This is a genomic window from Streptomyces sp. NPDC054794, assembly GCF_053611585.1.
In genome coordinates this window covers 168244-192748 of record NZ_JBSHAQ010000002.1, presented here as the reverse complement: position 1 = coordinate 192748, position 24505 = coordinate 168244, and the positions used below count along the sequence as shown (strand labels likewise).

General features: G+C 69.8%; 25 protein-coding genes. 19 read left to right on the top strand and 6 right to left on the bottom strand.

What is annotated here, in order from left to right; translation table 11 throughout:
• Nucleotides 1–39 precede the first annotated feature (39 nt).
• On the top strand, nt 40–1113 hold the full coding sequence (locus ACWGKT_RS02970; RefSeq protein WP_453272217.1) for a YDG/SRA domain-containing protein: 1074 nt from the start codon (nt 40–42) through the stop codon (nt 1111–1113).
• A 51-nt stretch (nt 1114–1164) separates the two neighbouring features.
• On the opposite strand, the gene ACWGKT_RS02965 is transcribed toward ACWGKT_RS02970, so the two are convergent.
• Both ACWGKT_RS02965 and ACWGKT_RS02960 read right to left on the bottom strand, forming a co-directional pair.
• The gene (locus tag ACWGKT_RS02965; RefSeq protein WP_453272216.1) at nt 1165–2178 is read right to left on the bottom strand and encodes a hypothetical protein; all 1014 of its coding nucleotides are present in this window, start codon (nt 2176–2178) and stop codon (nt 1165–1167) included.
• 183 nt (nt 2179–2361) lie between these two features.
• On the bottom strand, nt 2362–2799 hold the full coding sequence (locus ACWGKT_RS02960; RefSeq protein WP_453272215.1) for a DUF3592 domain-containing protein: 438 nt from the start codon (nt 2797–2799) through the stop codon (nt 2362–2364).
• Nucleotides 2800–3024: 225 nt separating this feature from the next.
• On the opposite strand from ACWGKT_RS02960, the gene ACWGKT_RS02955 reads away from it, so the two are divergent.
• From ACWGKT_RS02955 to ACWGKT_RS02910, 10 genes are all read left to right on the top strand, one after another.
• The gene (locus ACWGKT_RS02955) at nt 3025–3816 is read left to right on the top strand and encodes a class E sortase (RefSeq protein ID WP_453272316.1); all 792 of its coding nucleotides are present in this window, start codon (nt 3025–3027) and stop codon (nt 3814–3816) included.
• Nucleotides 3817–3942: 126 nt separating this feature from the next.
• Nucleotides 3943–4254, top strand: a complete 312-nt coding sequence (locus ACWGKT_RS02950) for a hypothetical protein (protein ID WP_356159690.1) — start codon at nt 3943–3945, stop codon at nt 4252–4254.
• 56 nt (nt 4255–4310) lie between these two features.
• Nucleotides 4311–8687: a DUF6531 domain-containing protein gene (locus ACWGKT_RS02945; RefSeq protein WP_453272214.1), complete on the top strand. Its 4377-nt coding sequence runs from the start codon at nt 4311–4313 to the stop codon at nt 8685–8687.
• A 31-nt stretch (nt 8688–8718) separates the two neighbouring features.
• Nucleotides 8719–9270: a hypothetical protein gene (locus tag ACWGKT_RS02940; RefSeq protein WP_453272213.1), complete on the top strand. Its 552-nt coding sequence runs from the start codon at nt 8719–8721 to the stop codon at nt 9268–9270.
• On the top strand, nt 9230–10414 hold the full coding sequence (locus ACWGKT_RS02935; RefSeq protein ID WP_453272212.1) for a hypothetical protein: 1185 nt from the start codon (nt 9230–9232) through the stop codon (nt 10412–10414). Before ACWGKT_RS02940 ends, ACWGKT_RS02935 begins: the two co-directional genes overlap by 41 nt.
• A gap of 128 nt (nt 10415–10542) precedes the next feature.
• On the top strand, nt 10543–10929 hold the full coding sequence (locus ACWGKT_RS02930) for a hypothetical protein (RefSeq protein ID WP_453272211.1): 387 nt from the start codon (nt 10543–10545) through the stop codon (nt 10927–10929).
• Between the two features lie 173 nt (nt 10930–11102).
• Nucleotides 11103–11288 carry a hypothetical protein gene (locus tag ACWGKT_RS02925; protein ID WP_453272210.1) on the top strand — a complete coding sequence of 62 codons (186 nt, stop codon included), beginning with the start codon at nt 11103–11105 and terminating at the stop codon, nt 11286–11288.
• A 332-nt stretch (nt 11289–11620) separates the two neighbouring features.
• Entirely contained in the window at nt 11621–11935 is a 315-nt protein-coding gene (locus tag ACWGKT_RS02920; protein ID WP_453272209.1) for a hypothetical protein, read from the top strand.
• Between the two features lie 16 nt (nt 11936–11951).
• Nucleotides 11952–12428, top strand: a complete 477-nt coding sequence (locus tag ACWGKT_RS02915) for an Imm50 family immunity protein (RefSeq protein ID WP_453272208.1) — start codon at nt 11952–11954, stop codon at nt 12426–12428.
• On the top strand, nt 12418–12741 hold the full coding sequence (locus tag ACWGKT_RS02910) for an Imm50 family immunity protein (protein WP_453272207.1): 324 nt from the start codon (nt 12418–12420) through the stop codon (nt 12739–12741). Before ACWGKT_RS02915 ends, ACWGKT_RS02910 begins: the two co-directional genes overlap by 11 nt.
• A 17-nt stretch (nt 12742–12758) precedes the next feature.
• On the opposite strand, the gene ACWGKT_RS02905 is transcribed toward ACWGKT_RS02910, so the two are convergent.
• Nucleotides 12759–14147 (bottom strand): MFS transporter, encoded by a 1389-nt coding sequence (locus tag ACWGKT_RS02905; RefSeq protein ID WP_453272206.1) that lies wholly within the window; start codon nt 14145–14147, stop codon nt 12759–12761.
• 152 nt (nt 14148–14299) lie between these two features.
• Between ACWGKT_RS02905 and ACWGKT_RS02900 the strand changes: the two genes are divergently transcribed.
• From ACWGKT_RS02900 to ACWGKT_RS02885, 4 genes are all read left to right on the top strand, one after another.
• Nucleotides 14300–14827, top strand: coding sequence for a winged helix-turn-helix transcriptional regulator (locus ACWGKT_RS02900; RefSeq protein ID WP_453272205.1), 528 nt, complete (start codon nt 14300–14302; stop codon nt 14825–14827).
• 65 nt (nt 14828–14892) lie between these two features.
• The gene (locus ACWGKT_RS02895; protein ID WP_356153056.1) at nt 14893–15210 is read left to right on the top strand and encodes a DUF6412 domain-containing protein; all 318 of its coding nucleotides are present in this window, start codon (nt 14893–14895) and stop codon (nt 15208–15210) included.
• 104 nt (nt 15211–15314) lie between these two features.
• Complete coding sequence (gene yidC / locus ACWGKT_RS02890; RefSeq protein ID WP_453272204.1) at nt 15315–16046, top strand: membrane protein insertase YidC; 732 nt, start codon at nt 15315–15317, stop codon at nt 16044–16046.
• A 120-nt stretch (nt 16047–16166) separates the two neighbouring features.
• On the top strand, nt 16167–17024 hold the full coding sequence (locus ACWGKT_RS02885; protein WP_356153062.1) for a fumarylacetoacetate hydrolase family protein: 858 nt from the start codon (nt 16167–16169) through the stop codon (nt 17022–17024).
• Between the two features lie 131 nt (nt 17025–17155).
• Here ACWGKT_RS02885 and ACWGKT_RS02880 read toward each other — a convergent pair whose 3' ends face one another.
• The 3 genes from ACWGKT_RS02880 to ACWGKT_RS02870 form a co-directional block, all read right to left on the bottom strand.
• On the bottom strand, nt 17156–18031 hold the full coding sequence (locus ACWGKT_RS02880) for an LLM class F420-dependent oxidoreductase (protein ID WP_453272203.1): 876 nt from the start codon (nt 18029–18031) through the stop codon (nt 17156–17158).
• A 141-nt stretch (nt 18032–18172) separates the two neighbouring features.
• Nucleotides 18173–18673 carry a heme-degrading domain-containing protein gene (locus ACWGKT_RS02875; protein ID WP_356153068.1) on the bottom strand — a complete coding sequence of 167 codons (501 nt, stop codon included), beginning with the start codon at nt 18671–18673 and terminating at the stop codon, nt 18173–18175.
• Nucleotides 18673–19743, bottom strand: coding sequence for a Gfo/Idh/MocA family protein (locus tag ACWGKT_RS02870; RefSeq protein WP_453272202.1), 1071 nt, complete (start codon nt 19741–19743; stop codon nt 18673–18675). Before ACWGKT_RS02870 ends, ACWGKT_RS02875 begins: the two co-directional genes overlap by 1 nt.
• A gap of 48 nt (nt 19744–19791) precedes the next feature.
• On the opposite strand from ACWGKT_RS02870, the gene ACWGKT_RS02865 reads away from it, so the two are divergent.
• The 4 genes from ACWGKT_RS02865 to ACWGKT_RS02850 all read left to right on the top strand — a co-directional run bounded on the left by ACWGKT_RS02865 (nt 19792) and on the right by ACWGKT_RS02850 (nt 24490).
• The gene (locus ACWGKT_RS02865; protein ID WP_453272201.1) at nt 19792–20916 is read left to right on the top strand and encodes an ROK family transcriptional regulator; all 1125 of its coding nucleotides are present in this window, start codon (nt 19792–19794) and stop codon (nt 20914–20916) included.
• A 514-nt stretch (nt 20917–21430) separates the two neighbouring features.
• Nucleotides 21431–22396 carry a PT domain-containing protein gene (locus ACWGKT_RS02860; protein WP_453272200.1) on the top strand — a complete coding sequence of 322 codons (966 nt, stop codon included), beginning with the start codon at nt 21431–21433 and terminating at the stop codon, nt 22394–22396.
• Nucleotides 22397–22455: 59 nt separating this feature from the next.
• On the top strand, nt 22456–23211 hold the full coding sequence (locus ACWGKT_RS02855; protein ID WP_453272199.1) for a GntR family transcriptional regulator: 756 nt from the start codon (nt 22456–22458) through the stop codon (nt 23209–23211).
• A 154-nt stretch (nt 23212–23365) separates the two neighbouring features.
• A complete protein-coding gene (locus ACWGKT_RS02850; protein WP_453272198.1) occupies nt 23366–24490 on the top strand; it encodes a TIGR03364 family FAD-dependent oxidoreductase in 1125 nt (374 codons plus the stop codon).
• Nucleotides 24491–24505 lie beyond the last annotated feature (15 nt).

Below are 24505 nucleotides of genomic sequence, written 5' to 3'. Positions count from 1 at the left end.
CACGGACCTACAGCTACCGGCCAAGTTTTCGCTTGATGTGTGACACGAGTGATCGGCATGCGCCACCATGGGGCGATGGGAGAGCGAGTCATCGGTCACATACACGGCGTCGTCCCTGGTGCGGTCTTCCCGCGTCGGACGGATGTGAAGAACGCCAATCTGCATGGCGACACCATGCGAGGAATCTCTCGTCTGAAGGACGAGGACGGCAGTTACGTTGCCGACGCCATCGTCTTGAACGGGGGATACGAAGACGATGAGGACGGTTGGAACTGGATTCAATACACGGGCGCCTCGCCGGACAAAGAAAAGAGCAAGGACGGTAAGACACTCCTGCGGAGCCAATCTTGGGAGTACCGAGACAACGCGGCGCTGAAGCTTAGTTTTGAACGTGGGTATAAGATCCGCATAATTCGTGGTCCTGAAGGTGACCCGAGGTATTCGCTTCCCGATAGCTACCGATATGACGGCCTGTACGCGATCGCGGCCGTCCGTACTGCTCTCTCTAAGTCTTCAGCCCCCGATGGCTCACCCATCGAGATATGCCAGTTCGACTTGGAGCGACTCCCTGGGCCTGAGCAGGAGCTGACCTCCGCGGAGCGCAGGATCGCCTCGGTGTTGGAGCAGCAGGAAGAGCTGCTCGACGACAAACCGGAGAGCGGATCGGACGAGCGAAGCGATGGCGAGTGGCCGGAAGGGGAGAGGTTCCCCACGACACGCGCGACGCGCATACAGCGCATAGTGCGCGATGCTGCTGCAGCGCGGCGCATCAAGGATCTTTACAACGATGAGTGCCAGATATGCGACCTTCGTTTGGCTGGCCCAGATGGGAAGTCGTACAGCGAAGGCGCCCACATAAAACCCCTCGGTGCGCCGCACAATGGCCCAGACGTTGAGAGGAACATTCTGTGCCTCTGCCCTAACTGTCATGTGCGACTGGATATTGGGGCGATCCTTATCGGGGATGACTGGTCGATCATTGTGCGCGCTGGAGTGTTCGGAGAAAATGTGCGGGTGAAGCTCAATACGCACAAGAAGCACAGGGTGCACCAGGAGTACATCCGGTATCACCGAGACTGGTGGCAACGACGTGGTGGCCCCAGCCAGCCGTAAGGCCGGGGCTCACAGCCTCAAGTGGGACGCCGGTGTTAGGGGCCGAAGTGTCTACTCGGCCCCGTGACACACCCCATAGACCTGCCCCGCCCCACACCAACAAACGGCCCCCCGCTGCGGCGGCCAAACCACCGCCCGCCCCCGCGCCGCCAACGTCGTCGCATACTGCGGCAGCAGCGTCACGTCTCCCGGTGATGCCCCCTCCGACGCGGCGAAGGCCTCATAAGAAGGCACCGTCCCCGTCACGATCCCCAGGTTCGGCGTGCCGGACGATGCCAGCTCGCGGAGCGAGGCCTCTATCGTCGCCAGGTGCTCCTCGCGGGACGGATACTCGGTCGCCAGGGAGGGATACGTCCCCACCAGCTCCTCCAGCTCACCCTGTGCCCAGTGCAGCACCGCCACCGGGAACGGGCGGGACAGGGCCTCTCGGTATGCCCCCAGTTCCGCCCGCAGCCGCGAGATCTCCGCCTCCAGTTCCGCCGGGTTGTCCGAGCCCAGGGACCAGACGCGCTTGGGGTCGTGGAGTTCGTCCAGCGACACCGACGAGGAGTGCAGGGTGTCCGCCAGGGCGTCCCACTCGTCGTGGGGCAGGCCCAGCATGCGGCGGACCCTGTGGCGGCCGTAGAGGAGGGGGTGTGTGGAGTACGGGGTCTCCGTCGCGTCCGTGAGGAGCAGGGTCGTGCCCTCCGTGAACGTGTCCTGCGCCGCCTCCAGTTCGTCGTGGGACTCCAGGGCCTCGGCGACGATCACCCACGGGGCCGGGTCACGCGGGGCGGACACGCGGACTCCGTCGATGATCGCGCGGGCCTCGGCCTCATGGCCGTACTCCCAGAGGTTCGAGGCCTTCAGGGCTCGTACCAGATGGGGGTTCTCCAGCGAGTCCGGAGTGGACAGCAGGCGGTCGTAGAGCGCGGTCGCGGCGGGGCGGTCGTCGGCCAGTTCGAGGTGGGCCGCGGCCTGGAGGAGCAGGGCCTCGGTGTCCTCGGGATAGAGGCCGGCGGTCCGCTCCAGGCGTGCCGCTTCGGCGGTGTGGTCGACGTTCTCGGCAGGCGTGTCGGGGCGCATGGGGGACACCGTACTGCCGACCAACGACATAGGGAGAGGTATGTGCTGGTCGGCAGCGGCAAGGAGGCGTGATTCCCGCGCGGGCCGGGTGCGGGTGACACCCCAGAGTGAAGGGGGCTGGGAGAGGCGCAGGGCGGGCGTCGGCCCTTGCGCCAGCCTGCCGTCAGTATCGGTACGGCTGCGTCAGTACCGGTACGGCTCCGGCAGAAGCGTCGCGATCCGTATCAGTACCGCCGTCAGGGCCCCCGCCCACAGCAGCACCCCCAGCCACATCCCCAGTACCGCCGAGCGGTAGCGGGCGAGGTTGTCCAGGGCCACCGTGTCGGGGGAGCCCGGGGTGCACAGGAGGTGGACGCGGCTGCCCTCGGGGAGGGCGTGGGCGCCGATCGTGTCGGGGACGGCGCGTTCGTACTCGCTGCCGTCCTCGCCGACCCAGCGGATCACCGGGTGCAGTGCGGCGTACGTCCCCTCCCGCGACGCGATGTGTCCCGTCACCGTCCCCTCCACACGACGGCCCGTGCGCCGCAGGAGGTGTTCGGTGATCGCCATCCGGGCCTGGTGGCCGGTGACGGCGAGGCCGGCGATGAAGGGGACCAGGGCGAGAAGCCAGTACGCACTCATGAGCAGGGAGCTTATGGGTCTGGTGAGTTGGAGGGGGAGCGCTTATCGTGCGGGTCCGGTGGAGGGGGAGTCGGGGCTCCTGCGGGTCCGATCGAGGGGGACCGGGCCTCTGTCGGCCCGATTGAGGAGGCCTGGGTCTTCGCGGGTCCGAATGAGCGGGGCTGGGCCCCGCGAGCCCGGCCGTGGAAGGGTACTGGCCCGGAGGGAGGCGTACGCATGCGGGTCATGCGGGTTCCCGTCGTGGGACACGGCGACCTGCGGCGGCGCGCTCGGCGCCGACGGGTGCTGTGGGGCGGCGGCGAGGTTCTCGTCACCGTCGGGGTCGTCCTCATGCTGCTGGTCGTGCACCAGCTCTGGTGGACCAACCGGGAGGCCAGACGGGCGGCCGAACGGAAGGTGGAGGCGCTGGAGCGGGAATGGGGCGGGGAGGACGGGGGCGACTCCTCCGCTCCGCCCACCGATGCGGACACGTCCCCGCCGGGATCGTCGTCCCCATCCCCTGGTACGGGGGCGGCCGCGCGGCAGCGGTCGTACGTCCCCGTCGGCTCATCCCGGCCGCGCGGCTCCCAGGCGTACGCCATCCTGACCATCCCCCGCCTGCACCTTCGGGTGCCGGTCGCGGAGGGCGTGAGCAAGCCGAACGTCCTGAACAGGGGGTACGTCGGCCACTACCCCGGCACCCAACAGCCGGGCCAGGCAGGCAACTTCGCCGTCGCCGGCCACCGCAACACCCATGGCGAGCCGTTCCGGTACCTTCCCCGGCTGCGGCCCCGGGACGTCGTCGAGGTCGAGACGCGGTCGGCGACGTACACGTACACCGTCGACAAGATCCTCCCGCAGACCTCGTCCCGCGACTCCGGCGTGATACGTCCCGTACCGCACTCCGTCGTGAGACGCGCCTACGGCTACGACGACCCCGGCTACTACATCACCCTCACCACCTGCACGCCGGAGTTCACGTCGCGGTACCGGATGGTGGTGTGGGGGAAGTTGACGTCGATGCGGCCTCGGTCGTAGCCGATCTTTGCCCGCACTTGGCGTCGGCCATACCTTCCGCATGACCCCTCTCCCTAGTGTCGGAGGGTTGGCATGTGCACAGAGCGAAGTGCGTGCACATACGGGGAAGTTACGGGGGTGGGTCGCATGTCTGACTTGGCGAAGGAAGCCGCGTCGATGCACAAGGCGGCGTCGGGGCTGCGGACGGTGGGGCATCACACGACGAAGCCGCTGGCGGAGTTCAAGGAGCAGCAGCACCATCTGAAGGCGCTGGGGGCGCTGGGGTCGTTGCTGGGTGCGAAGGACGAGATAGAGAAGGGCATGACCACTCTGTCCAAGCTGACCAAGCAGCTGGAGGAGGAGTGGGAGGCGGAGGCGAAGCTGATCGGTGAGGTGTCCGACGCCTTCGATCTGCTGGACCTTCTGCTGGCGGCGCAGGCCCGGGCGAAGAAGGGCTGAGCGGCACGGTCATGGTGGATCTCAACCCGCTGCACTACGTCAACAAGTTCAACCACATGTTCGGCGACTCGATCGCCAGCGGTCTGGAGTTTCTGGGGATCTCGGATCCGGCGGTGGATCCGGACGGGGTCCGGGAGATCGCGAAGAAGTGGCGGCATCTGGCGAAGGGGCTGGAGGACGCGTCGTCGGCCGCCGAACGTGCGTTGTCGGGGGTGGAGTGGGAGGGGAAGGCGGCCAAGGCCTTCCACAAGCGGAACAAGTCGGCCCGCAAGAGCGCGAACGAGATGGCGCATTCGCTGCGGGAGGGCGCGAAGGCGCTGGACGACTTCGCGGACAAGGCGCACGAGATGCTGTCCGAGATCGGCGTGATGCTCGCGGAGATCGCCGAGTTCGAGATCGCGGGGCTTGCGCTGTCGATTCTCACCGCTGGTGCCTCGGAGGTGGCCTCGAACCTGATGGCCGGCGAGCGGGCGCTGAAGGTCGTGGCGCTGGTCGGGCGGATCGAGGAGGAGGGTACGGCGCTCGGGTCCGTGGTGCGCGGGGTGATGGAGGTCATCCGGGGCGTGGAGCGGGCATTGAAGGCGCTGAAGGAGATCCGCGGTGTCGCCGAGGTGGGCAAGATGGCGGCCGAGGGGGCGAAGTTCTCGGCGTTCGAGACGCTGCTGAAGGATCCCGGCGCGTTCGAGGACCCGGACAAGCTGGCCGGGATCCTCACCGAGGGCGCGTTGATGGGCGTCGGTTTCGGGGTGCTGGGCAAGGCGCTCGGCAAGGGGCTCAAGGCGCTCAAGCCCAGCCAGTTGGCCGAGTTGGCCAAGGGGATGAAGCTCAACTGCGCCGCCTTCGAGCGCCTCAAGCTGAACCCGGCCTTCGACAAGTTGCCGGCCTCGGTCCGCAACATGGTCAAGAAGTTCGTACGGGACCCGATCGACGTGGCCACCGGGGACATGTCGCTGCCCCGCACCGACGTGACCCTGCCCGGCGTCCTCCCGCTGGTCCTGGAACGTACGCATCTGTCGTCGTACCGGTGGGGCGGCTGGTTCGGTCCGTCCTGGGCCTCAACCCTTGACCAGCGCGTCCAGGCCGACGACCACGGTTTGGTCTACGCGACCGCCGATGGTGCCCGCCTGTGCTTCCCGCACCCGGACGCCGAGACCGGCGAGCCCGTCCGTCCGGACACGCCCGGTTCCGGTCTGACCCTCTGCTGGGACACGGAGACCGACGGCGGCATACGCGTAACCGACCCCGACACCGGCCTCATCCACGTCTTCCACAGCCCCGTCGCGGCCGCCGCCGACACCGCCGTCGACCTGCCCCTGCAGTACATCCAGGACCGCAACGGCAACCGGATCACCGTCGAGTACGACGAGGGCGACGTCCCCGGAGCGGTGGTCCACTCCGGCGGCTACCGCATCGCCCTCGACCACGACCACGCGCGCTCCCGCGTCACGGGCCTGCGCCTGATCGACCCCACCCACCCGGACCGGCCCGGCACCACGCTGCTCACCTTCGCGTACGACGAGCGGGGCCACCTGATCGAGGAGATCAACTCCTCCGGCCTGCCGATGCGTTACACCTACGACGCCGAGGGCCGCATCACGTCGTGGACCGACCGGAACGGCACCACTTACTGGTACGAGTACGACGACCGGGGCCGCGTCATCGCCACCGGGGGCACGGGCAACGCCCTCGCCTCCACCCTCACCTACGACGATGCGACCCGCACCACCCGGGTCACCGACTCGCTCGGCCATACCCGCCTCTACGAACACAACGAGAACCTGCGCCTGATCCGGGAGACCGACCCGCTCGGCAACGTCACCGCGCAGGAATGGAACGACGACCTGCGGCTTCTTTCAGTCACCGATCCACTTGGCTGCACGACCCGCTACGACTACGACCATCAAGGACGGGTCGCGTCGGTCACCCGACCTGACGAACGATCGATTCGTTTCACGTACAACGATCTCGGGTTGCCGACGACGATCAGCGAACCCGATGGGACTCAGTGGCGGCGAGAGTACGACGAACGCGGCAACGTCGCTGCCGTTACGGACCCCACCGGCAGCGCTACAACCATCGCCTACGACAGAACCGGCAGCCCGAAGCGCATCGTTGACGCTCTTGGCCACTGCACTGTGATCCGCAACAGCGGAACGGGCCTCCCCACGGAGGTGACCGACGCACTGGGCGCGGTGAGTGTCTGTGAGCGCGACGCGTTCGGGCGGCCCGTGACTCTGACAAACCCTCTCGGCGCGCGAACGCAGCTGGAATGGACAGTTGAGGGGCGTCCGAGTCGTCGTACGGCACCCGACGACACGCAGGAGAGTTGGCTCTACGACGGCGAGGGCAACTGTACGCAGTACACCGATAGGACGGGCTCGGTCTCCCGCTTCGAGTACACGCACTTCGACTTGCTGTCGGCCCGAACAACACCGGACGGCGCGCGTCATGAATTCACCTATGACACCGAGCTACGGCGCAACAGGGTGCGCAACCCGCTCGGCATGACATGGGAATACGAGTACGACGCAGCGGGGCGCCTGACCACGGAATCGGATTTCGACGGCCGGGTGCAGCGCTACCTTTACGACCCGGCGGGTCGGCTGACGCAGCGCACGACCCCGCTCGGCGTCGCGATTCGCTACTGGCATGACCAGTTGGGGAACGTGACGCGGAAGGACGCGGCCGGCCACGTCACGGAGTACTCATACGACGCGATGGGCCGAATGCTGAGAGCGGCTGCACCGGACGTGACACTCGAACGCCTCTGGACGGGCACCGGTGAGCTGCTTGCCGAGACGGTCACCGTCGCGGGCTCGACTGCTCGGACAGTGGCCTACACCTACGACGAACTCGGCCGCCGCACAAGTCGTACGACGCCCTCGGGTGCGTTGAGCACCTGGGAGCACGACGCGGTCGGCAACCGCACCGCACTGATGACCTCCGGACGGCGCATCTTCTTCGAACGCGATGAGGCCGGTCGTGAGATCGCCCGTCGGATCAGCGGCGGCCTGACTTTCCAATACGACTTTGACGAGTTGGACCGGCTCACACGGCTGCTCGCCGCCGGTCCGGAGGGACGCCTCATCCAGGAGCGCACTTACCGGTACCGAGTAGACGGCCACCTGGCCGTAGTTGCGGAACGTTACGACGGCGAGATGGAGTTCGGCCTCGACGCGATCGGACGGGTCACGGATGTGCGGGCTGGCACGTGGCAAGAGACGTACGCATACGATGCGATGGGCAACCAGGTCAGTGCCTCGTGGCCGGCAGAGCATCTTGGGCCGGAGCCTTCAGGGCCACGCGAGTACACGGGTACCCAGGTCATGCGAGCCGGTGGCATCCGGTACGAACACGACTCCGCGGGCCGCATGGTTCTGCGTCAGAAGACCCGCCTGTCAAGCAAGCCCGATACATGGCGGTACACGTGGGACGCGGAGGACCGCCTTACCGCGGTTGTCACGCCGGATGGCACACGATGGCGCTACACGTACGACCCGTTGGGACGACGTGTGGCCAAAGAACGGTTTGCCCACGACGGGACGACGCTCGCCGAGCGGGTCGACTTCACCTGGGACGGCACCACGCTCTGCGAACAGACCACACGTGGTGTACTTCCGGCCCCGGTCACCGTGACATGGGACCATGATGCACAGCGTCCGCTCGCCCAGACGGAACGTATCTCCTTCGATGACGTTCCTCAGGAAGAGGTCGATTCCCGCTTCTACGCGATCGTCACGGACCTCGTAGGCACTCCGACGGAACTGGTCGACGAGGAAGGCAACATCGCCTGGCGGATGCGTTGCACCGTGTGGGGCGCTGGTGCATGGGCAGCCGATAGCAGCGCCTACACTCCGCTCCGCTTCCCAGGCCAGTACTTCGACCCGGAGACTGGCCTGCACTACAACTACTTCCGGCACTACGACCCCGTAACCGCGCGCTATGCCAGCCCCGACCCGCTTGGTCTCGGTCCGGCGCCGAACCCGGTCGCGTACGTCTTCAACCCTCATGTCTGGAGCGACCCGCTCGGACTGGCCCCGTGTCGGGTCTTCGCGGTGGACAGCAACGGAGTCGCCCGTGAGCTTCCGGTAGCGCACTTTGACGACCACATGTTCCCGGGCGTGAACGAGAACCTCTCGGAAGCCCTGGCCAGGGGTGAGAGCCCCATCGTCGAACGGCAGACAGGCCGGCGCAACATCCGGCGGAACCGGCGGGCGGCACAGCGAGAACTGCACCGGCCCGGTGAGGGGATGACCTGGGAGGAATTTCCCTTCGCTTCCACACGTCAAGGTGGCAGTGGCGCCATCACCACACTCATTGAAAGAGCCGAAAACAACCGGCAGGGAGGATATTTGAGCAGCTTCTACCAGAAGCACGGGATCCAGAACGGTGACCCCTTCTATGTCGACCCGGAAGGGTGGCTCGGGCGGTGACCTGTAGAGTTCTCGGGAGGAGGGCCAATTCATGACTGCTGTAACCGAATTGCTGGAAGAAGTCCAGGAACAGTTGGCGCGCCTGGGGCGCCCCGTGGTGGACGACTTGGAAAGGCCGGGCCACCCGGAGGACCGAGTGCGTCAACTGGTCGGCACCGTCCCGCCTGCGGTGTCGGACTGGTTCGCCTGGTGCAACGGAACCCGTCGCCGCGCCGGTCAGACCGTCGGTGACGCGGCGTTTGTTCCCGGATACATCTTCCCCTCTGTGGAGGAGGCCCGGGATGTGCACAGCCTCGGAAATTCCGATCTGGACGAAATGGGGCAGTGGTTGCCGATCCTTCTGTCGGCATCCGCAGACCTTTATGCCGCCGTCTGGAAGGGTGACGAGTTCATCGGCGTCGCCGGGGTGCTCGAAGGTGCGGACACGGAGGTGGAGTTCCTCACAATCGAGGAGATGCTCCGCGTACAACTGGCCGCATACACAAGCGGTGCGTACTTCGTCGAGGAAGGGGAGTTGGAGGTCGACGACGACCTTCTCGACGATGCCTATCGCCGGATCACGGGGCGTGAACCCTTGTACTGACCGGCAGGTCGCCCAGCGGAGGGGACCACTTGCCCGGCAGAACCTGGTCACACTCACCCAGAATCCGGTGAATACGCCGGTGATGAAGGAGATTGAGGTCAAGGTGGTACCACGGATGACCATGACCCGTACCACTCCATCGCGTCCCCTGGACATCGAGGCGGAGTTCCCCGAACTGGCCGGCTTCGGGAAGGGCTGTACTCGGCTTCATCCGCGTCCCGGGGCGCCGAAGCCCGATCAGAGTTCTGTGGGCGGGCCGCTCCTGTGGCCCGCTGGCGAGACGTGGCCGGTCTGCCGGGAGCGGCACCGCCGGGATCGGGGGAGGCGCGTCGAGGACGTCCGCGAGGAGCGTCGGGTGTTCGCTGAAGCCCGGCGTCGGGGCGGTGCGGGCCCTACGGACGGGGAGCGGCGCATCCTGACGGAACTCGGCCGCGAGCACCAGGTGCCTGAACTCGGCGACAATGCCCCCGTTCCCCTGCTGCCGCTGGCCCAACTGTTCGCGCGGGAAGTTTCCGGGCTCGTGATGCCCGAGGGGCGCGATCTCCTTCAGGTGTTGTGGTGTCCGTTCGACGGGCATGGATCGCCTCCCTGTCCGCGGGTCCACCTGGTGTGGCGCAGTTCGGCCGACGTCGGCGAGATCCTGGCCGAACCGCCGTGTCCTGCCGCCGTCGGTGACGAGGACTACGTACCGGAACCTTGTGTTCTCGCCCCGGAGCAGGTCACGGAGCACGAGTGGGGTGAGTTGCTCCCTGAGGGGCTTCGGCAGCGCATCGAGGAGTGGGAGGAGGCGCTGTGGGAGGAAGCCGACGAAGAAGCCGACGGCGAGGGTGAGCCCCTGTCCTACGACGGTGACCTCTCCATCGCTCCCGGCTGGAAAGTCGGCGGTTACGCGGCGTGGGGCGTGACCGGCCCCCATATGTTCCTCTGCTCGTGCGGGAGCTACATGGGTCTTCTGCTGACCATCGCTTCGGCTGAGTGGGGAGGCCTTCGCAGCAGCTGGACTCCGATCGAGGACCTCCCCCTGATCGGCCGGCACGGCGTGAACTCCCCCACCCAGGTGCGGATCGGTCGAGGCGGTCACCTCGATGTCTTCGTGTGCTCCGCCGACCCGACCCATGACCACAAGCTCAGCTTTCAGGGGTGAGGAACGCGACGACGGTCGACCACGTCCGCTCCCGCAACGCCACTACACTCCCCACTCCCACCACCGCCACGTCCGTGCCCTGGCCGAGGCCGCTGGGGGAGCATGTGGCGTCCATTGGGGTTCAAGTAATGCGAATCGAAGTGCTGGAAATTCTCGACGCCGAAGGTCGGGTTGTGCGGTTCAGGAGTGAACTGGGAGAGGCCTGGGGGGTGTGGCAGGGTGGCGCCGTGCCGACCGAGGGGCAGTTCGACGTGGAGGTCGAGATCTCCGAGGAGGTCGCGGCCTGGCTCCCGGGTGTCGGGGAATCCGACACACTCACCGGTGACGGCTTGCGGCGGCAGGCGGTGACAGTACGCGGAACGGTTCAGACTGTCGACGAGGACTCCGTGATGAGTGTTCGCATCGGGCGCGACATCGTGCTCGTCGAGATGGCGGATGGGGCCGTGCCCCCGCAGCCTGGGGCGAAGATCAAGTTCGATACTCCAGAGATTGAACTTTATCCCTACCAACTCTGAAGCAGAAATGGTCAGGGATGACCCTCATCGAAGGCCGGGGGTGGAGCAGCGGATGGGCGTCCTGGCGGCGGAAACAGACATACGTATGAGACCCCGACACGGACCTACCGGAGCCATAGTGTCCCGAAAGGCCGCACAAAGGCCCTTCGCTGCAACCGAACAAGCCGTGTGCAATGCCGAGCAACTTTCCTCGATCCGCAGGCAACTGGACACATGCGCAACAGCTGTCCTCCCCGGAGCTGCCGCCCGAGGAACAGCGCCTGCGAGGCGCGGCTCACGTCGTCGCCGACTCCTGGCCCTACGACAACCCGCTGGGCGCCGCGGTCCTGGAAGCCGAGCAGCTCTACCTGCGGGCGTGACTCGCCGGACCGCGGGAGCCTGTGGTGAGTGAGGCGTCGCGGGGAAGGTGCTTCCTGTCCGGAGGAGTGGGTTGTGATCACTACGGAGTGACCGGGGAGGGGAAAGCGTGAGGATGAACTCGGAAATGGCTTTGCGCTGGGCAGTTGACGCTCCTCTCGCGCTTCGGAGGCGGGAAGTCCCGGAGCCCCTTCTGTCGGTGCTGGCCGAGGGATGGATGCTCGGGTATCGCGACGCGCAACTGCTTGGGGCGCTGCGCTCTGGGTACCGTCCGGATGATCCGGACGGTTGTACGGATGTGGTGCAGTTCGAGTCCGCCGTGAACGGGCGCGGAATGACGGATGGGGACCTTCCCCGGGACGGCCGCGAGCGTGGGGTGCGGCTCCTGCGGCGGTCGCTGTCGTACGCCTGTGCCGCGCTGCGGGCGGTTCCGGAGTCCTTCGTCTGGCCCGTGTTCGGGTATGTCTCCCTCTCCCGGGGCGGGTTGGAGGACGACTTCCTCACGGCCAACGTGACGTTCTGCACGAAGCGTGAGGGGGTCCTGCCGTATGTCGACGACATCGAGTCCTTCGCGCACGAGGCTCTCCTGGAGATTTCTCAGGAGGACGCGATGAAGCTGATGCCCAGGGGCGATCATGAATCGCACTAGGATCGCCCGGTTTCTCGTGAATCCTGGGGTTCTGTGGAACCTCTACGGTGATGTTCCCGACTTGAACGGCGTCAGGATTCGGTCCGTCAATCTCAACTGGCGTGGCCCGACCGTGACGTTGCGGGTCGATCTTCCGTACTTTCCCGCGTCGGCTCCGTCCGAGTGGGCCGACGCGGGGATGGACGCCGTGCAGTGCCAGTTCGAGTTCGTGGCGGTGGAGGGGGTCTCCCTGGTGGAGTGGGATCCGCCCGTCGTCGGTGATGTGGAGATGGTTCCGCTGGGGGCCGAGCGGCGGATGCGGGTGACGGTGCGCGGGCGGGGGACGGTCTTGGAGTTGGTGTGCAACGAGTCCGTGGTGGTCAGGCATGTGAGCGCGTTCAAGGCCGGGAGTGATGGGGCGGACAGCGGGCCGCATCTCTTCGTGAGCAAGGTGGATGCCCGGCTGTATTCGTCCGTTCCCGGCACCGACTCGAAGGTCTTCTATGAGCGCTGACTGGATGCGGCTGCTCGAATCCCATGACTGGGGACTGTTCTACGTTCACATCGATGAGCGCGGAGACTCGGTGACCCTGGGCTTCGAACGCGGAGAGGGTGGCGACGGCTTCGAGTTCTTCGTCGTCTTCACGGGTGTGGACGGGCTCCGGGTCACGGGATGGGGAGCGGCCGAGGCCAAGGAGGTTCAGGTCTCCGTCCTGGACGGTGGGGTCTTCGACGTGCTGCTGGGGTCCCGGGGGTCGGGAATCGTGTTCCGGGCTCCTGCCGCTCGGCTCGGCAAGAGCCGGTCCTCTGCGGCTGGGGGCGCGTAGCGGCCGTCGGTCGTCGTTCAGTTCCGGTCCCGCAACGCCAGCACAGTCCCCGCCCCCACCACCGCCAGCGCCGCCGACACCACGATCGCCACGTTCGTGCCCTGGCCGAGGCCGCCGGAGGAGGACGTGACGAGGGCGATCGTGAGGGCCACGCCCGCGCAGGAGCCGATGTAGCGGAACGTCTGCTGGGCGCCGGAGCCCATCGCCGCGCGTGCGACCGGGACCGACTCCACCGCCAGCAGGGGCAGCGCGGCGTTCAGCAGGCCGCTGCCGATGCCGCCGAGGACGAGGCCGGGCAGCAGGCGGGGCCAGGAACCCGCGTCGATCGCGCCGAGCATCGTCAGCGCGCCGCCGGCGTGCAGCAGGAAGCCGATGGCAAGTTGCCGGCGCGGGGTCACGCGGCCCGCCAGGCGCTTGGCCTGCAGGGCCACCCCGAAGGACAGGCCGGACCACAGCAGGAACAGCCAGGCCGTCTGGATCGCGGACAGGTGCAGCGCCTGCTGCAGCACCGCGGGGAGGAAGCTGAACAGGCCGAGCACCGCCAGGCCCGTGAACAGGCCGGCCGCCGAGGAGGCCAGGAAGCGGCGGTGGCGCAGCAGGCCCAGGTCGATCATGGGGGTACGGGCCCGCCGCTCCCGCAGTACGAACAGGCCGAGCAGCACCACGGCCGCCGCCAGCAGCAGCCCCACCGGCGCCCGCAGCCAGCCGTCGCGGCCCAGCGTCAGCGCCGCGACCAGCGCCACCAGCGCCGGGCCGAAGGTCAGCGCGCCCAGCAGGTCGGGGCGGCCGCCCCGGGGGGAGCGGGACTCCGCCAGGGGGCGGACACCGAGCCCGGCCACCACCAGCGCCACCGCGCCGAGGACGGCGTACGCCACCCGCCAGTCGGGCATCGCGCCGGCGACCAGCGGGCCGACCGCGATGCCGCCGCTCACGAAGGCTCCCCACACGCCGGTCGCGTGCAGGCGGCCCCGCGGGCTCGGGAAGGCCGTCACCAGCAGGCCCAGGCTGCTCGCCAGGATCGCCGCGCTCGCCGCGCCCTGGGCGATCCGGGCCAGGGTGAACAGCCAGGTGGTCGAGGCGAGGCCGCCGAGCGCCGTCGTGACGCCGAGGGCGAGGGTGCCGAGCAGGAAGATCCGGCGGCGCCCGTAGTCGTCGGCCAGGCTGCCGGCCACCAGGAGGAGCGCGGCGAGGCCCAGCGGGGTGCCGTTCAACAGCCAGGCCTGGGCGGAGAGTGGGGTGTGCAGGGCGGCCACCGTGCCGGGGAGGGTGACCACCGGGGCGGTGTACGTCATGAGGGCGACCGCCGTCGCGGCGCTGGTCAGGGCCAGGGTGGCCCGGGCGTTCGCGGGCGCTTCGGCGTGCCCGTGCCGCACGTCCGCGGTCGTGGCGGTGTCCAGCTGGGGCATGGCTGTCCTTCCGGGACGTTCGCAGCCTCAAGGGCTTCGAGTCATTCGTCGACGAGGCTGGGTTCAGTCATTGAACCTACCTTGCCCTCGTACCGTAGCACCATAGGTTCAGTGATTGAACCAAGAAGCTCAAAAGCGTTACAGTGGGCCGCATGGCACTGGGCAAGGACTACGCGACGCAGGAGTGCTCGATCGCTCGGGCGCTGGAGATCGTCGGCGAGCGCTGGACGCTCCTCGTCGTCCGCGACGCCCTCTACGGCGTCCGGCGCTACAACGACTTCCTCGTCCACCTCGGCATCCCGCGCGCCGTCCTGTCGGCCCGCCTGAAGACGCTCACCGAGGAGGGGATCCTCGAAAAGCGCCGGTACCAGGAGTCGCCGCCACGGGACGAGTACGTCCTGACCGAGCGCGGGATCGAGCTGTGGCCGGCGCTGCGGGCCCTCGGCGTCTGGGGGCGCGAGCACTTCACGGAGCGCCGGCTGCGCCACTTCCTGCACGTGAACTGCGGTACCGAACTCGGTTCGTACGGCGAATGCCCCGCCTGCGGAACTTTTGTGCCCGCCGCGGACGTCCTCTCTGTGCCGGGGGAGGGACTCGACCCGGACCCGGCCGACCCGGTCAGCCGGGCGCTCCTCAAGCCCAAGCGGCTGCTGGAGCCCATCGAGATCGAGCATGCGTGATCGACCGGTAGGTCGGTCCTGATCGACCAGCGGGTCGACCGAGGGTGAGAGGGGAGGGGCGGGCGATGATCCGCAGCCGGGGCGTCCTGCGCCCCGCCGCCGTCCTGCTGCTCCTGCTCCTTCAGGTCGCGCTGCTCGACACCGGTACCCTCTTCACCGCCGTCGCGCTCGCGGCGACGGCAACCGCGGCCGCCGCCTCCGCGCTCGCCGCCTGCTCCCTCGTCACCGCGCGCTGCGCGCCCGCCGTGCCACCCACCCGGGTGCGTACGGCCATCCGCGACCGGGACCGTCGTACGGCCTTCCTGCCGCAACGCGATCCCGACGCCTCGGGGCGGCAGCGACCCCGAGCACCCGGACACGCCCTCCCGGCGACCAGCGCGTAGGGCACCCGATCAGCCGACCGTGACCCCGCGCGGGTCGTCATGCCGACATTCCCGCACCCAGGTGCACCCACTCCGGCACGACGAGACCCACGGAGGGCTCACCCATGTCCGTTTTCGCCACGCTTGTCGAGCACCTCGCCGACCTGCTCCACCCGCTCTTCCACGCCTTTGCGGCCGCCGCCGCGATCGTCCTGTTCACCGCGCTCGTACGGCTCCTCGTGCTGCCGCTCTCCCGGGCCGCCGCCCGCGGCCGGCGCGCCCGGGCCGCGCTCCAGCCGAAGATCGCCGAGCTGCGGAAGAAGCACAAGAAGGACCCGGAGAGGCTTCAGAAGGCGGTGCTGGAGCTGCACGCCGAGGAGAAGGTGTCCCCACTGAGCGGGCTGCTGCCGAGCCTGCTCCAACTGCCCGCCTTCTTCCTCCTCTACCACCTGTTCTCCAGCCGGGAGGTCGGCGGCGAGAGCAACGGCCTGCTGACGCACGAGCTGTTCGCCGCGCCCCTCGGCGGGCGCTGGGCCGACGCCCTCGGCGACGGCGGGGTCTTCGGGGCGGCCGGGCTCGTGTACCTCGGGCTCTTCGCCGTGGTCGCCGCCGTCGCCACCTTCAACTACGTCCGTACGAAGCGGATGGCGGCCGCGGGCGGCTCGATGCCGGTTTCCGCCACCGACGAGCAGGTGCCCGGCCTCGCCGCCGTCGGCAAGGTCATGCCCTTCCTGTCGTATGCCACGCTCCTGACCGTGGCCCTGGTGCCGCTGGCCGCCGCGCTGTACGTCGTGACCAGCACGACCTGGAGCGCCGTCGAGCGGGCGGTGCTGTACCGCCCGGCCGCGGCCTCCTGAACCTACGGTCCAGTACGTGAACGCGGTATTGCGGACTGCACAGCGACCTTGGAGGATCGACCAGTCCTCCGATGGCTGCACCCATCGGTCGGGCGCCCGCTATCAAGGGAGATGGTGACCATGAAGCTGCTGCGAGTCGGTACGGCGGGAGCGGAGCGACCCGCGTTGCTGGACGCCGAGGGGATCCTGCGGGACCTGTCGGGGGTCGTGGACGACATCGACGGGGCACTGCTCGCCGACGACGCCGCGTTCGGCCGGGTCCGGGCCGCCGCCGAGGCCGGGGAGCTGCCCGCGCTGGACCCGGCCGGGCTGCGGGTCGGGCCGCCGCTGGGGCGGATCGGCAAGATCGTGTGCATCGGGCTGAACTACCACGACCACGCGCGGGAGACGGGGGCCGAGCCGCCCACCGAGCCGGTGATCTTCTTCAAGGCGGCGGACACGGTCGTCGGGCCGCACGACACCGTGCTCGTGCCGCGCGGTTCGAGCAAGACTGACTGGGAGGTGGAACTGGCCGTCGTCATCGGACGTACGGCCCGCTATCTGGAGTCGGCGGACGAGGCGCTCGCGCACGTGGCCGGGTACGCGGTCGCGCACGACGTGTCCGAGCGGGAGTTCCAGATCGAGCGGGGCGGCACCTGGGACAAGGGGAAGAACTGCGAGACGTTCAACCCGCTGGGGCCGTGGCTGGTGACCGCGGACGAGGTGCCGGACCCGCAGAGCCTGTCGCTGCGGCTCTGGGTCAACGGCGAGCTGAAGCAGGACGGGACGACGGCCCAGCAGATCTTCCCGGTCGCGGAAGTCGTGCGGTACGTCAGTCAGTTCATGACGCTGTACCCCGGCGACGTCATCAACACCGGTACGCCGGCCGGGGTCGCGCTGGGGCAGCCCGAGCCGAAGCCGTTCCTTCGGGCCGGGGACGTGGTCGAGCTGGAGGTGGAGGGGCTCGGTCGGCAGCGGCAGGAACTCAAGGACGCGTAGGTTTTTTGGCGGTCGGCGCCCAAAGGGGTGGGGGCTGCGCGTCGACGGCGGCTGCGGGTTCGTCGTGGTTCGTCGCGCCCACGCGGCGGAGCCGCATGATGATACGGCCCCGCGCCCCTTGGGGGGTTCGCTCACGCCAGCAGAGAAGCCAGCCTCCTCCAGGCCTCGCGGGGCAGGGCGTTGCGGGTGCCGTCGGTTACCACCTGGAGGGCCACGTGGTCCGCGCCCGCCTCGTGGAAGGCCTCGACGCGGGAGCGGATCCTCGTCTCGTCGCCCCAGGCGAAGAAGGTGTCGACCAGGCGGTCGCTGCCGCCGTCCAAGAGGTCGTCCTCGGTGAAGCCGAGGCGGAGCCAGGTGTCGGTGTAGTTGGGGAGGGCCAGGTACAGGGCGAGGGTGTCGCGGGCCAGGGCGCGCGCCTTGTCCGGGTCCGTCTCCAGGACGACCTTGAACTCCGGGGCCAGCAGCGAATCGGCGCCGAGGATCTCACGGGCCTCGGCCGTGTGCTCGGGGGTGACCAGGTAGGGGATCGCGCCGGCCGCGCGGGTGCCGGCCAGCTCCAGGGTCTTCGGGCCGAGGGCGGCCAGTACCCGGCGGTCCGCGGGCACCCCGGCCGCGTCCAGGGCGTCGAGGTAGGCGACCAGGGCCGAGTACGGGCGGCGGTACTGGGAAGCGAGCCGGGCGTGGCTGATGCCGAGCCCCAGGACGAAGCGGCCGGGGTGGGCGGCCTCGACCGCGGCGAAGCCCGCCGCGCTCTCGGCGGCCTCGTAGTCCCAGATGCTCTGGATGCTGGTGCCGACGGTGAGCGTCGACGTCGCCTCGATGAGCGGCACGGCGTGGCGCACGGCGCTGCTGCCGCCCAGCCAGGCGGCGCCGTAGCCGAGTTGTTCGAGCTCGGCGGCCGCCTCGGCGATCTCGGCACGCTGGTCCGGGTCCTCCGAGCGCAGTCCGACGCTCCAGATGCCGTAGCGGCCGATGGTGTCCTTCAGGCGCCCTGCACTGTCGCTCATCGGTGGTGATCCCTCCGGTCGGGTGCTGTGCCGTGACGGCGTGACAGCAGTCACAACCGGAGGGTGCCTCAGGATAATCCCCGGTCAGGATCCCCGGTCAGGATCCCCGGTCTGGGTCCCCGGTCCGGATCCCCGGCCCGGCTACCGGTCCAGGAACTGCTCCAGCGCCTCCACCACCAAACGATGGTCCTGCAGCTGCGGCAACCCGGAGACGGTGACCGCGCCGATCACGCCCACGCCGAGTACGGCGATCGGGAACGAGCCGCCGTGTGCCGCGTACACGTCGGGGTCGAGGCGGGAAGACTCCTCGAACGTCGTGCCCTTGGCCCGGAAGCGGGCGCCGACCAGGTAGGACGAGGCGTTGTAGCGCTCCACGACGCGGCGCTTGCGGGCGATCCAGGCGTCGTTGTCGGGGGTGGAGCCGGGCAGGGCGGCGTGGAAGAGCTGCTGCCCGGCGCGGTGGATGTCGATCGCGACGGGGGCCTGCCGCTCCCGGGCCAGTTCGACGAGGAGCGAGCCGAGGGCCCAGGCGTCGTCGTACGTGAACTGCGTGAGCACCAGGCGGCGTTCCTGCTTCTCCAGCTCCTCGACGGACGGGGTGAGCTCGGGGGCGTACTTCGGGGTGATCTGCGGGTGGTGCATCAGAGGGTCACCGTCACCTTGTCGTGGGCGGAGCGCCGGGCGGCTTCGAGTACGTCGAGGGCGGCGGCCGCCTCCAACGCGGTCACCGGGTTGGGGCCGGCGCCGGCGAGGGCCCGGGCCACGGCCGCGTAGTACGCGGGGTAGTCGCCGGGCACGGTCGGTACGGGACGACCGCCGTCGGTCAGCGGGGACTCGCCCGCGCCGAGCCGGCCCCACAGGGCCTCGGGTTCCCCTCCCCAGGCCGGGCCGGGGCGCAGACCCTCCCGCAGCGCCGCCTCCTGCGGGTCCAGGCCGTACTTCACATAGCCCGCCTCCGAGCCCAGGACCCTAAAACGCGGGCCGAGTTGGGCCGTCGTCGCGGAGGCGTACAGGTGCGAGCGGACGCCGCCGGCGTGCGTGAGGGCGATGAAGGTGTCGTCGTCGGTCTCCGCGCCGGGGCGGCGCAGGACCGTCTCGGCGTACACCTCGGTGACCGGGCCGAACAGGACCAGGGCCTGGTCGACGACATGGCTGCCGAGGTCGTACAGCAGACCTCCGATCTCTGCCGGGTCGCCGGACTCCCGCCAGCCGCCCTTGGGCTGCGGCCGCCAGCGCTCGAACCGCGACTCGAACCGCCACACCTCGCCCAGCTCGCCCTCGGCGATCAGCCGGCGCAGGGTCAGGAAGTCGTTGTCCCAGCGGCGGTTCTGGAACACCGACAGCAGCAGGCCGCGCTCCTCGGCGAGGGCGGCGAGATCGCGCGCCTCGGCGGCCGTGCCCGCGATCGGCTTGTCGACGACGACCGGCAGGCCCGCCTTGAGGGCGGTGGTGGCGAGCGGGACGTGCGTCCGGTTCGGGGAGGCGATGACGATCAGGTCGAGCTCGTCGGCGCGGTCGAACAGCTCGTCGGGCGTGGCCGCGATCCGCACGTCCGGGAACTCGGCCCGGGCCTGCTCCTGCCGCTCGGGGTTCGAGGTGACCACCGTGTCGAGCGCGAGACCCTCGGTGGCGGCGATCAGCGGGGCGTGGAAGACGGAGCCCGCGAGGCCGTAGCCGATCAGGCCCACGCGGAGGGGAGTAGCAGCAGTCATGCGTCCCACTTTCGCAACGCTGTTGCTAAAGTGCAAGCGCCGGGGAGAATGGATGGCGTGAACAGGACGAGGAGCGGAAGCGGGCCGACGGGAGCGAATCTGCTCGCCGTGCGCAGTCACAACACGGCGCTGGTGCTCGATCTGCTGCGTGCGGCCGGGACCGAGGGCATCAGCCGGCTCGAACTGGCCGAGCGCACCGGGCTCACCCCGCAGGCGGTCAGCAAGATCACCGCGCGGCTGCGGGAGGAGGGGTTCGCGGCCGAGGCCGGGCGGCGAGCGTCCACCGGGGGCAAGCCGCGGACCGTGCTGCGGCTGGTGCCGGAGGCGGGGCACGCGGTGGGGGTGCATCTGGACCGGGACGAACTGCGGGCGGTGCTCTGCGATCTGACCGGGGCGGTCGTACGGGAGCGCCGGGTCGCGCTGGACTTCGGGGCCGGGGCGGAAGCGGTGGTCGAGGGCGCGGGGCGGGCGGTGGAGACCCTGGTGTCCGAGGCGCCGGCGCCGCCGGAGACCCTGCTCGGCGTGGGCGTCGCCTCGCCCGGCCCGCTCGACCACACGAACGGCGTCCTGCATCGGGTCACCGGCTTCCCCGAGTGGGACGGCTTTCCCCTCCGGGACGCGCTCGCCCGGCGGCTCGGGCTGCCCGTCGTGGTCGACAAGGACACGAACGCGGCGGCGCTCGGGCTGGCCGTCGGGGGCGAGGGCGGGTCGTTCGCATATCTGCATCTCGGTACCGGGCTCGGGGCCGGTCTGGTGATCGGGGGGAGCGTGCACCGGGGGGCGCGGACCGGGGCCGGGGAGTTCGGCCACCAGGTGATTCAGCTGGACGGACCGGTCTGCGCATGCGGCGGACGGGGCTGCGTCGAGGCGCTGTGCCTGGCGGCCGTGGGGCGTGGCGAGCCGGCCGAGGCCGCGCGGGTGCTGGGCGCGGCGGCGGCGAACCTCGTCGGGCTGCTCGACATCGACCTGATCCTGCTCGGCGGCCGCACGGTGGCTGCCGCACCGGAGGTCTTCGTCCACGGCGTCGTCGAGGTCCTGACGGAACGGGCCCGCCGGGAGGGTGTCCTGGGCGGCCTGGTTCCGGTACGGGTCGCCTCCGGCGGGGGCTGGGATGTTGCGGAGGGGGCAGCCCAGTTGATGTTGGGGCCGGTCTTTGGGCGGGCGGATGGGTGACGGGGGCGGGCGAGTGGGGACCGCTGGGTGGTGCGGGCGGAGGGGGTTCGGCTGAGGGGTGGCGGTCGAGCGGGGCTGAACGGTGCGGGTCGAGCGGGTTCGGTTGGGCGGGTCCGGCTGAGCCGTTCGGTCCCAGCGATACGCGTTCGCCCCCGCCAGGTCCGGCTGGGCGGTTCGGGCCGAGTGGCACCGGCTGAGGTGGACCGGTCGAGCGGGTCCGGCTGGGCGGCACTGGCTGAGCGCTGAGGGCCGAGCGGTTCGAGTTCGGTGGAACGGGCCGAGCGGCTTCGGCAGGGCGCTGACGGCCGAGCCGCGCCGGCTGCCCGGCTCCGGCTGAGTGCTCGGGCCCGAGTGGTGTGGGTCGAGCCGTACCGGCTGAGCGGCCCGGGCCCAGTCATGCGGCCGCCGCCCCCTCGTGCGTGGGCCGCCGGAGGTAATTCGTGGGCTCCGTTCGAGGGGGTGTGCGGAGTGGTGGTGCTCGGTCTGTGCGCATGGCCGGGATGGTCATGTGTTTATGCGACTGTGCACGCTTTTATCCCCCTGCCTGACCGCAGCCGCCCTGCTCGTCCCCGTGTCCTCCGCGAACGCGGCGGCCGGTGATCCCAGCTGCGCCGGTTCGGACGGCCGGTCCTTTCCGCTCACCACCCGGATCCACGGCGGACCGACCGCCTACGAGGCCGGCGGCGGCTACGGCACCTGGTACCTCGACCTCACCAACACCACCGGCCGGACCTGCGCCGACGTCCACCCCGTCGTCGTCCTGGTCGACGGCAAGCGGTCCCTCAAACCCGCGCAGGCCAAGCTGGAGTTCTACGACGGTTCGCGGGCCCGCCCCGTCACCTTCGAGACCACCGACGAGGCCGAGCTGGTCGGCGCCTTCGACGGGAACGGCTTCGGCGGCTTCAGCGTGGCGCCCGGCAAGACGCTCACCGTCAAGGTCCGGCTCGCGGTCACCTCCGACGCCGTACCCGACCAGGTCACCGCCAACGCCGCCGTCGTACAGCGTCATCAGGAGGACGGGGACTGGGTCGGGGAGTCGAACGCCTACCGGTTCGCGATCGGCACCGAGCCCGTGCCCGACTCCACGGGCTCCGGTGACTCCGACTCCGACTCCGGTACGGGCTCGGACACGAGCGACGCCCCGAGCGACGCCCCCAGCGATGCCCCGACCGGCGCCGCGACCGGCAACCCGACCGCCACCCCGACCGACGGCAACAGCTCCGACCCGTCCGCCGCTCCCACCGGCCCGTCCGTCGAAGAGGCCGACGGGGACGGCGACGGCGACGGCGGCTGGGGCGACGGTGGCCGGGACGGTGGGGACGGCGGTGAGGACGGCGGCGGGCGTGGGCACGGCGACGGGCCCCACCGTGCCTGGGAGCTCGCCCGTACCGGACTCGGGCTGGGGCACGGCGCCTTCGCCCTCACCTGCGGTCTGCTCGCCCTCGGCGGCGCCGCCCTGGCGGTGCGCCGGCGCCGGTGAGCGGATCACCGGGACGGGTCCGCGGCGGCGACGATCACCCCGTCTGGGACGATCCCTGCGTGGACTACCCGAACGACCAGGCCCCCGGCGCCCCCGTCCGCTCCGGCATCCCCGAGCACGGGCGCATCCCCAAGTACTACGCGGTGAAGGCGCGGATCGCCGCACTGGTGGAGGAACTGGGGGAGGGCAGCTTCATCCCGACGGAACGCGATCTGTCCGAGCGTTACGACGTCGCCCGCGAGACCGTGCGGCAGGCCGTGCGCGAGCTGGTGCTGGAGGGGCGGCTGAGGCGGCAGGGGCGGGGGACCGTGGTCGCCGGGCCCAAGCTGGAGCAGCCGCTCTCGCTGGCCAGCTACACGGAAGGCGTCCGGCGCCAGGGGCGCACCCCCGGCCGTACGCTCGTCAGCCTCGACCGCTTCCCCTGCCCGGAGGCTCTCGCGGCCGAGACCGGCCTGACCCGCGGCGAGCCCGTCTGGCACCTGGAGCGTGTGCTGCTCGCCGACGAGGAGCGGGTCGGCCTGGAGAGCACGTACGTCGCCGCCTCCCGCGTCCCGCGCCTCGACAGCGAGTTCGAGCCCGACTCCTCCTTCTACGCCTACCTCCGGGACCAGGGCATCACCTTCGGCGACGCCGACGAGCGCATCGAGACCGTGCTCGCCACCCCGCGCGAGGCCCTCCTGATCGGCACCCCGCCCGCCCTGCCGATGCTGCTGATCCACCGCGTCTCCCGGGACACCGAGGGACAGCCGCTGGAGCGGGTGCGAAGCCTGTACCGGGGCGACCGCTTCTCCTTCACCGTGCACCTCACGGGCTGACCCCGCCCACCTCACCGGCTGAGAACGACCCGCACGACACCTCCTCCGAATATCACGAAGAGATAACGGGTCTAGCCCAAACGTGACGGCTCGTTCACGCTCTCGTTGGCATCCGGACCTTTCCGGTTCCCCGATCCCGAGGAGCGTTGCCGTCGTGAGAGTGACAGTCGTGGGAGCAGGCGTGGTGGGCACCATGCACGCCTGGCAAGCAGTGGAACGCGGCCATCAGGTCGTGCAGATCGAGCGGGAAGCGGAGGCGCGCGGCGCCTCGCTGCGCAACTTCGGGCAGATCTGGGTCAGTGGACGCGCGGGCGGGGAAGAGCTCGGCACCGCGCTTCGGGCCCGGGAGCTCTGGGAGGGGATCGGCGGGCGCGTGCCCGGCCTCGGGTTCCGCGCCAACGGATCCCTGACCCCCGTGCGCGGCCCCCTCGAACTCGCCGTCGCCGAGGCCGCCGTGGCACGTGCGGATGCCGCCGCCCGTGGTTACAAGCTGCTGACCCCCGGCGAGGCGCGCGCCCTCAACCCCGCGCTGCGCGGCGACTTCACCGCCGCCCTGTACTGCGAGCGCGACGCCGCCGTCGAGCCGCGCACCGCGCAGCTCGCCCTGCGCGAAGAGCTGCTGAAGTCCCCGAACTACACCTTCCTGCCCGGCCGTGAGGTGCGCGAGGTGGTCGGCGCCGGGGCCGTCCGCGACGACCACGGCGACGTGCACCACGCCGACGCGGTCGTGCTCTGCACCGGCGCCTGGCTCGGCGGTCTGGTGCGCGAACTGGCCGGACCCGACCTGCCCGTGCGCCGCGTACGGCTGCAGATGATGCAGACGGCCCCGCTGGGCGAGCCGCTCACCACCTCCGTCGCGGACGCGGACAGCTTCCGGTACTACCCGGCGTACGGCTCCGCGGCCCTGGACGAGCTCAACGCACGGCAGCCGCAGCCGCGGACCGCCGCCGAGCACAAGATGCAGCTGCTCATGGTGCAGCGCGCCGACGGCGGCCTGACCATCGGCGACACCCACGAGTACGAGCACCCGTTCGCCTTCGACACCGTCGAGGACCCCTACGACCACCTCACCGAGGTCGTCGAGTCCCTCCTCGGCCGCCCGCTGCCGAAGATCCGCCGCCGCTGGGCCGGCGTGTACGCACAGTGCACCGACACCAGCCGGGTGGTGCACCGCCAGCAGGTGAGCGACGGGGTGTGGCTGGTCACCGGGCCCGGTGGGCGCGGCATGACCTGCTCGCCCGCGATAGCCGAGACCACCGCGAACGAACTGGGCTGGTGAGGAAGTTGACCACGG

Bases quoted from the DNA above. Each gene is read 5' to 3' on its own strand.
- ACWGKT_RS02860 (WP_453272200.1), top strand. From the start codon at position 21,431: ATGCGACTGTGCACGCTTTTATCCCCCTGCCTGACCGCAGCCGCCCTG.
- ACWGKT_RS02935 (WP_453272212.1), top strand. From the start codon at position 9,230: ATGCCTATCGCCGGATCACGGGGCGTGAACCCTTGTACTGACCGGCAG.
- ACWGKT_RS02885 (WP_356153062.1), top strand. From the start codon at position 16,167: ATGAAGCTGCTGCGAGTCGGTACGGCGGGAGCGGAGCGACCCGCGTTG.
- yidC (WP_453272204.1), top strand. From the start codon at position 15,315: ATGTCCGTTTTCGCCACGCTTGTCGAGCACCTCGCCGACCTGCTCCAC.
- ACWGKT_RS02870 (WP_453272202.1), bottom strand. From the start codon at position 19,743: ATGACTGCTGCTACTCCCCTCCGCGTGGGCCTGATCGGCTACGGCCTC.
- ACWGKT_RS02965 (WP_453272216.1), bottom strand. From the start codon at position 2,178: ATGCGCCCCGACACGCCTGCCGAGAACGTCGACCACACCGCCGAAGCG.
- ACWGKT_RS02920 (WP_453272209.1), top strand. From the start codon at position 11,621: ATGACGGATGGGGACCTTCCCCGGGACGGCCGCGAGCGTGGGGTGCGG.
- ACWGKT_RS02925 (WP_453272210.1), top strand. From the start codon at position 11,103: ATGCCGAGCAACTTTCCTCGATCCGCAGGCAACTGGACACATGCGCAA.
- ACWGKT_RS02875 (WP_356153068.1), bottom strand. From the start codon at position 18,673: ATGCACCACCCGCAGATCACCCCGAAGTACGCCCCCGAGCTCACCCCG.
- ACWGKT_RS02940 (WP_453272213.1), top strand. From the start codon at position 8,719: ATGACTGCTGTAACCGAATTGCTGGAAGAAGTCCAGGAACAGTTGGCG.
- ACWGKT_RS02880 (WP_453272203.1), bottom strand. From the start codon at position 18,031: ATGAGCGACAGTGCAGGGCGCCTGAAGGACACCATCGGCCGCTACGGC.
- ACWGKT_RS02945 (WP_453272214.1), top strand. From the start codon at position 4,311: ATGTTCGGCGACTCGATCGCCAGCGGTCTGGAGTTTCTGGGGATCTCG.
- ACWGKT_RS02895 (WP_356153056.1), top strand. From the start codon at position 14,893: ATGATCCGCAGCCGGGGCGTCCTGCGCCCCGCCGCCGTCCTGCTGCTC.
- ACWGKT_RS02905 (WP_453272206.1), bottom strand. From the start codon at position 14,147: ATGCCCCAGCTGGACACCGCCACGACCGCGGACGTGCGGCACGGGCAC.
- ACWGKT_RS02900 (WP_453272205.1), top strand. From the start codon at position 14,300: ATGGCACTGGGCAAGGACTACGCGACGCAGGAGTGCTCGATCGCTCGG.
- ACWGKT_RS02865 (WP_453272201.1), top strand. From the start codon at position 19,792: ATGGATGGCGTGAACAGGACGAGGAGCGGAAGCGGGCCGACGGGAGCG.
- ACWGKT_RS02910 (WP_453272207.1), top strand. From the start codon at position 12,418: ATGAGCGCTGACTGGATGCGGCTGCTCGAATCCCATGACTGGGGACTG.
- ACWGKT_RS02950 (WP_356159690.1), top strand. From the start codon at position 3,943: ATGTCTGACTTGGCGAAGGAAGCCGCGTCGATGCACAAGGCGGCGTCG.
- ACWGKT_RS02930 (WP_453272211.1), top strand. From the start codon at position 10,543: ATGCGAATCGAAGTGCTGGAAATTCTCGACGCCGAAGGTCGGGTTGTG.
- ACWGKT_RS02960 (WP_453272215.1), bottom strand. From the start codon at position 2,799: ATGAGTGCGTACTGGCTTCTCGCCCTGGTCCCCTTCATCGCCGGCCTC.
- ACWGKT_RS02955 (WP_453272316.1), top strand. From the start codon at position 3,025: ATGCGGGTTCCCGTCGTGGGACACGGCGACCTGCGGCGGCGCGCTCGG.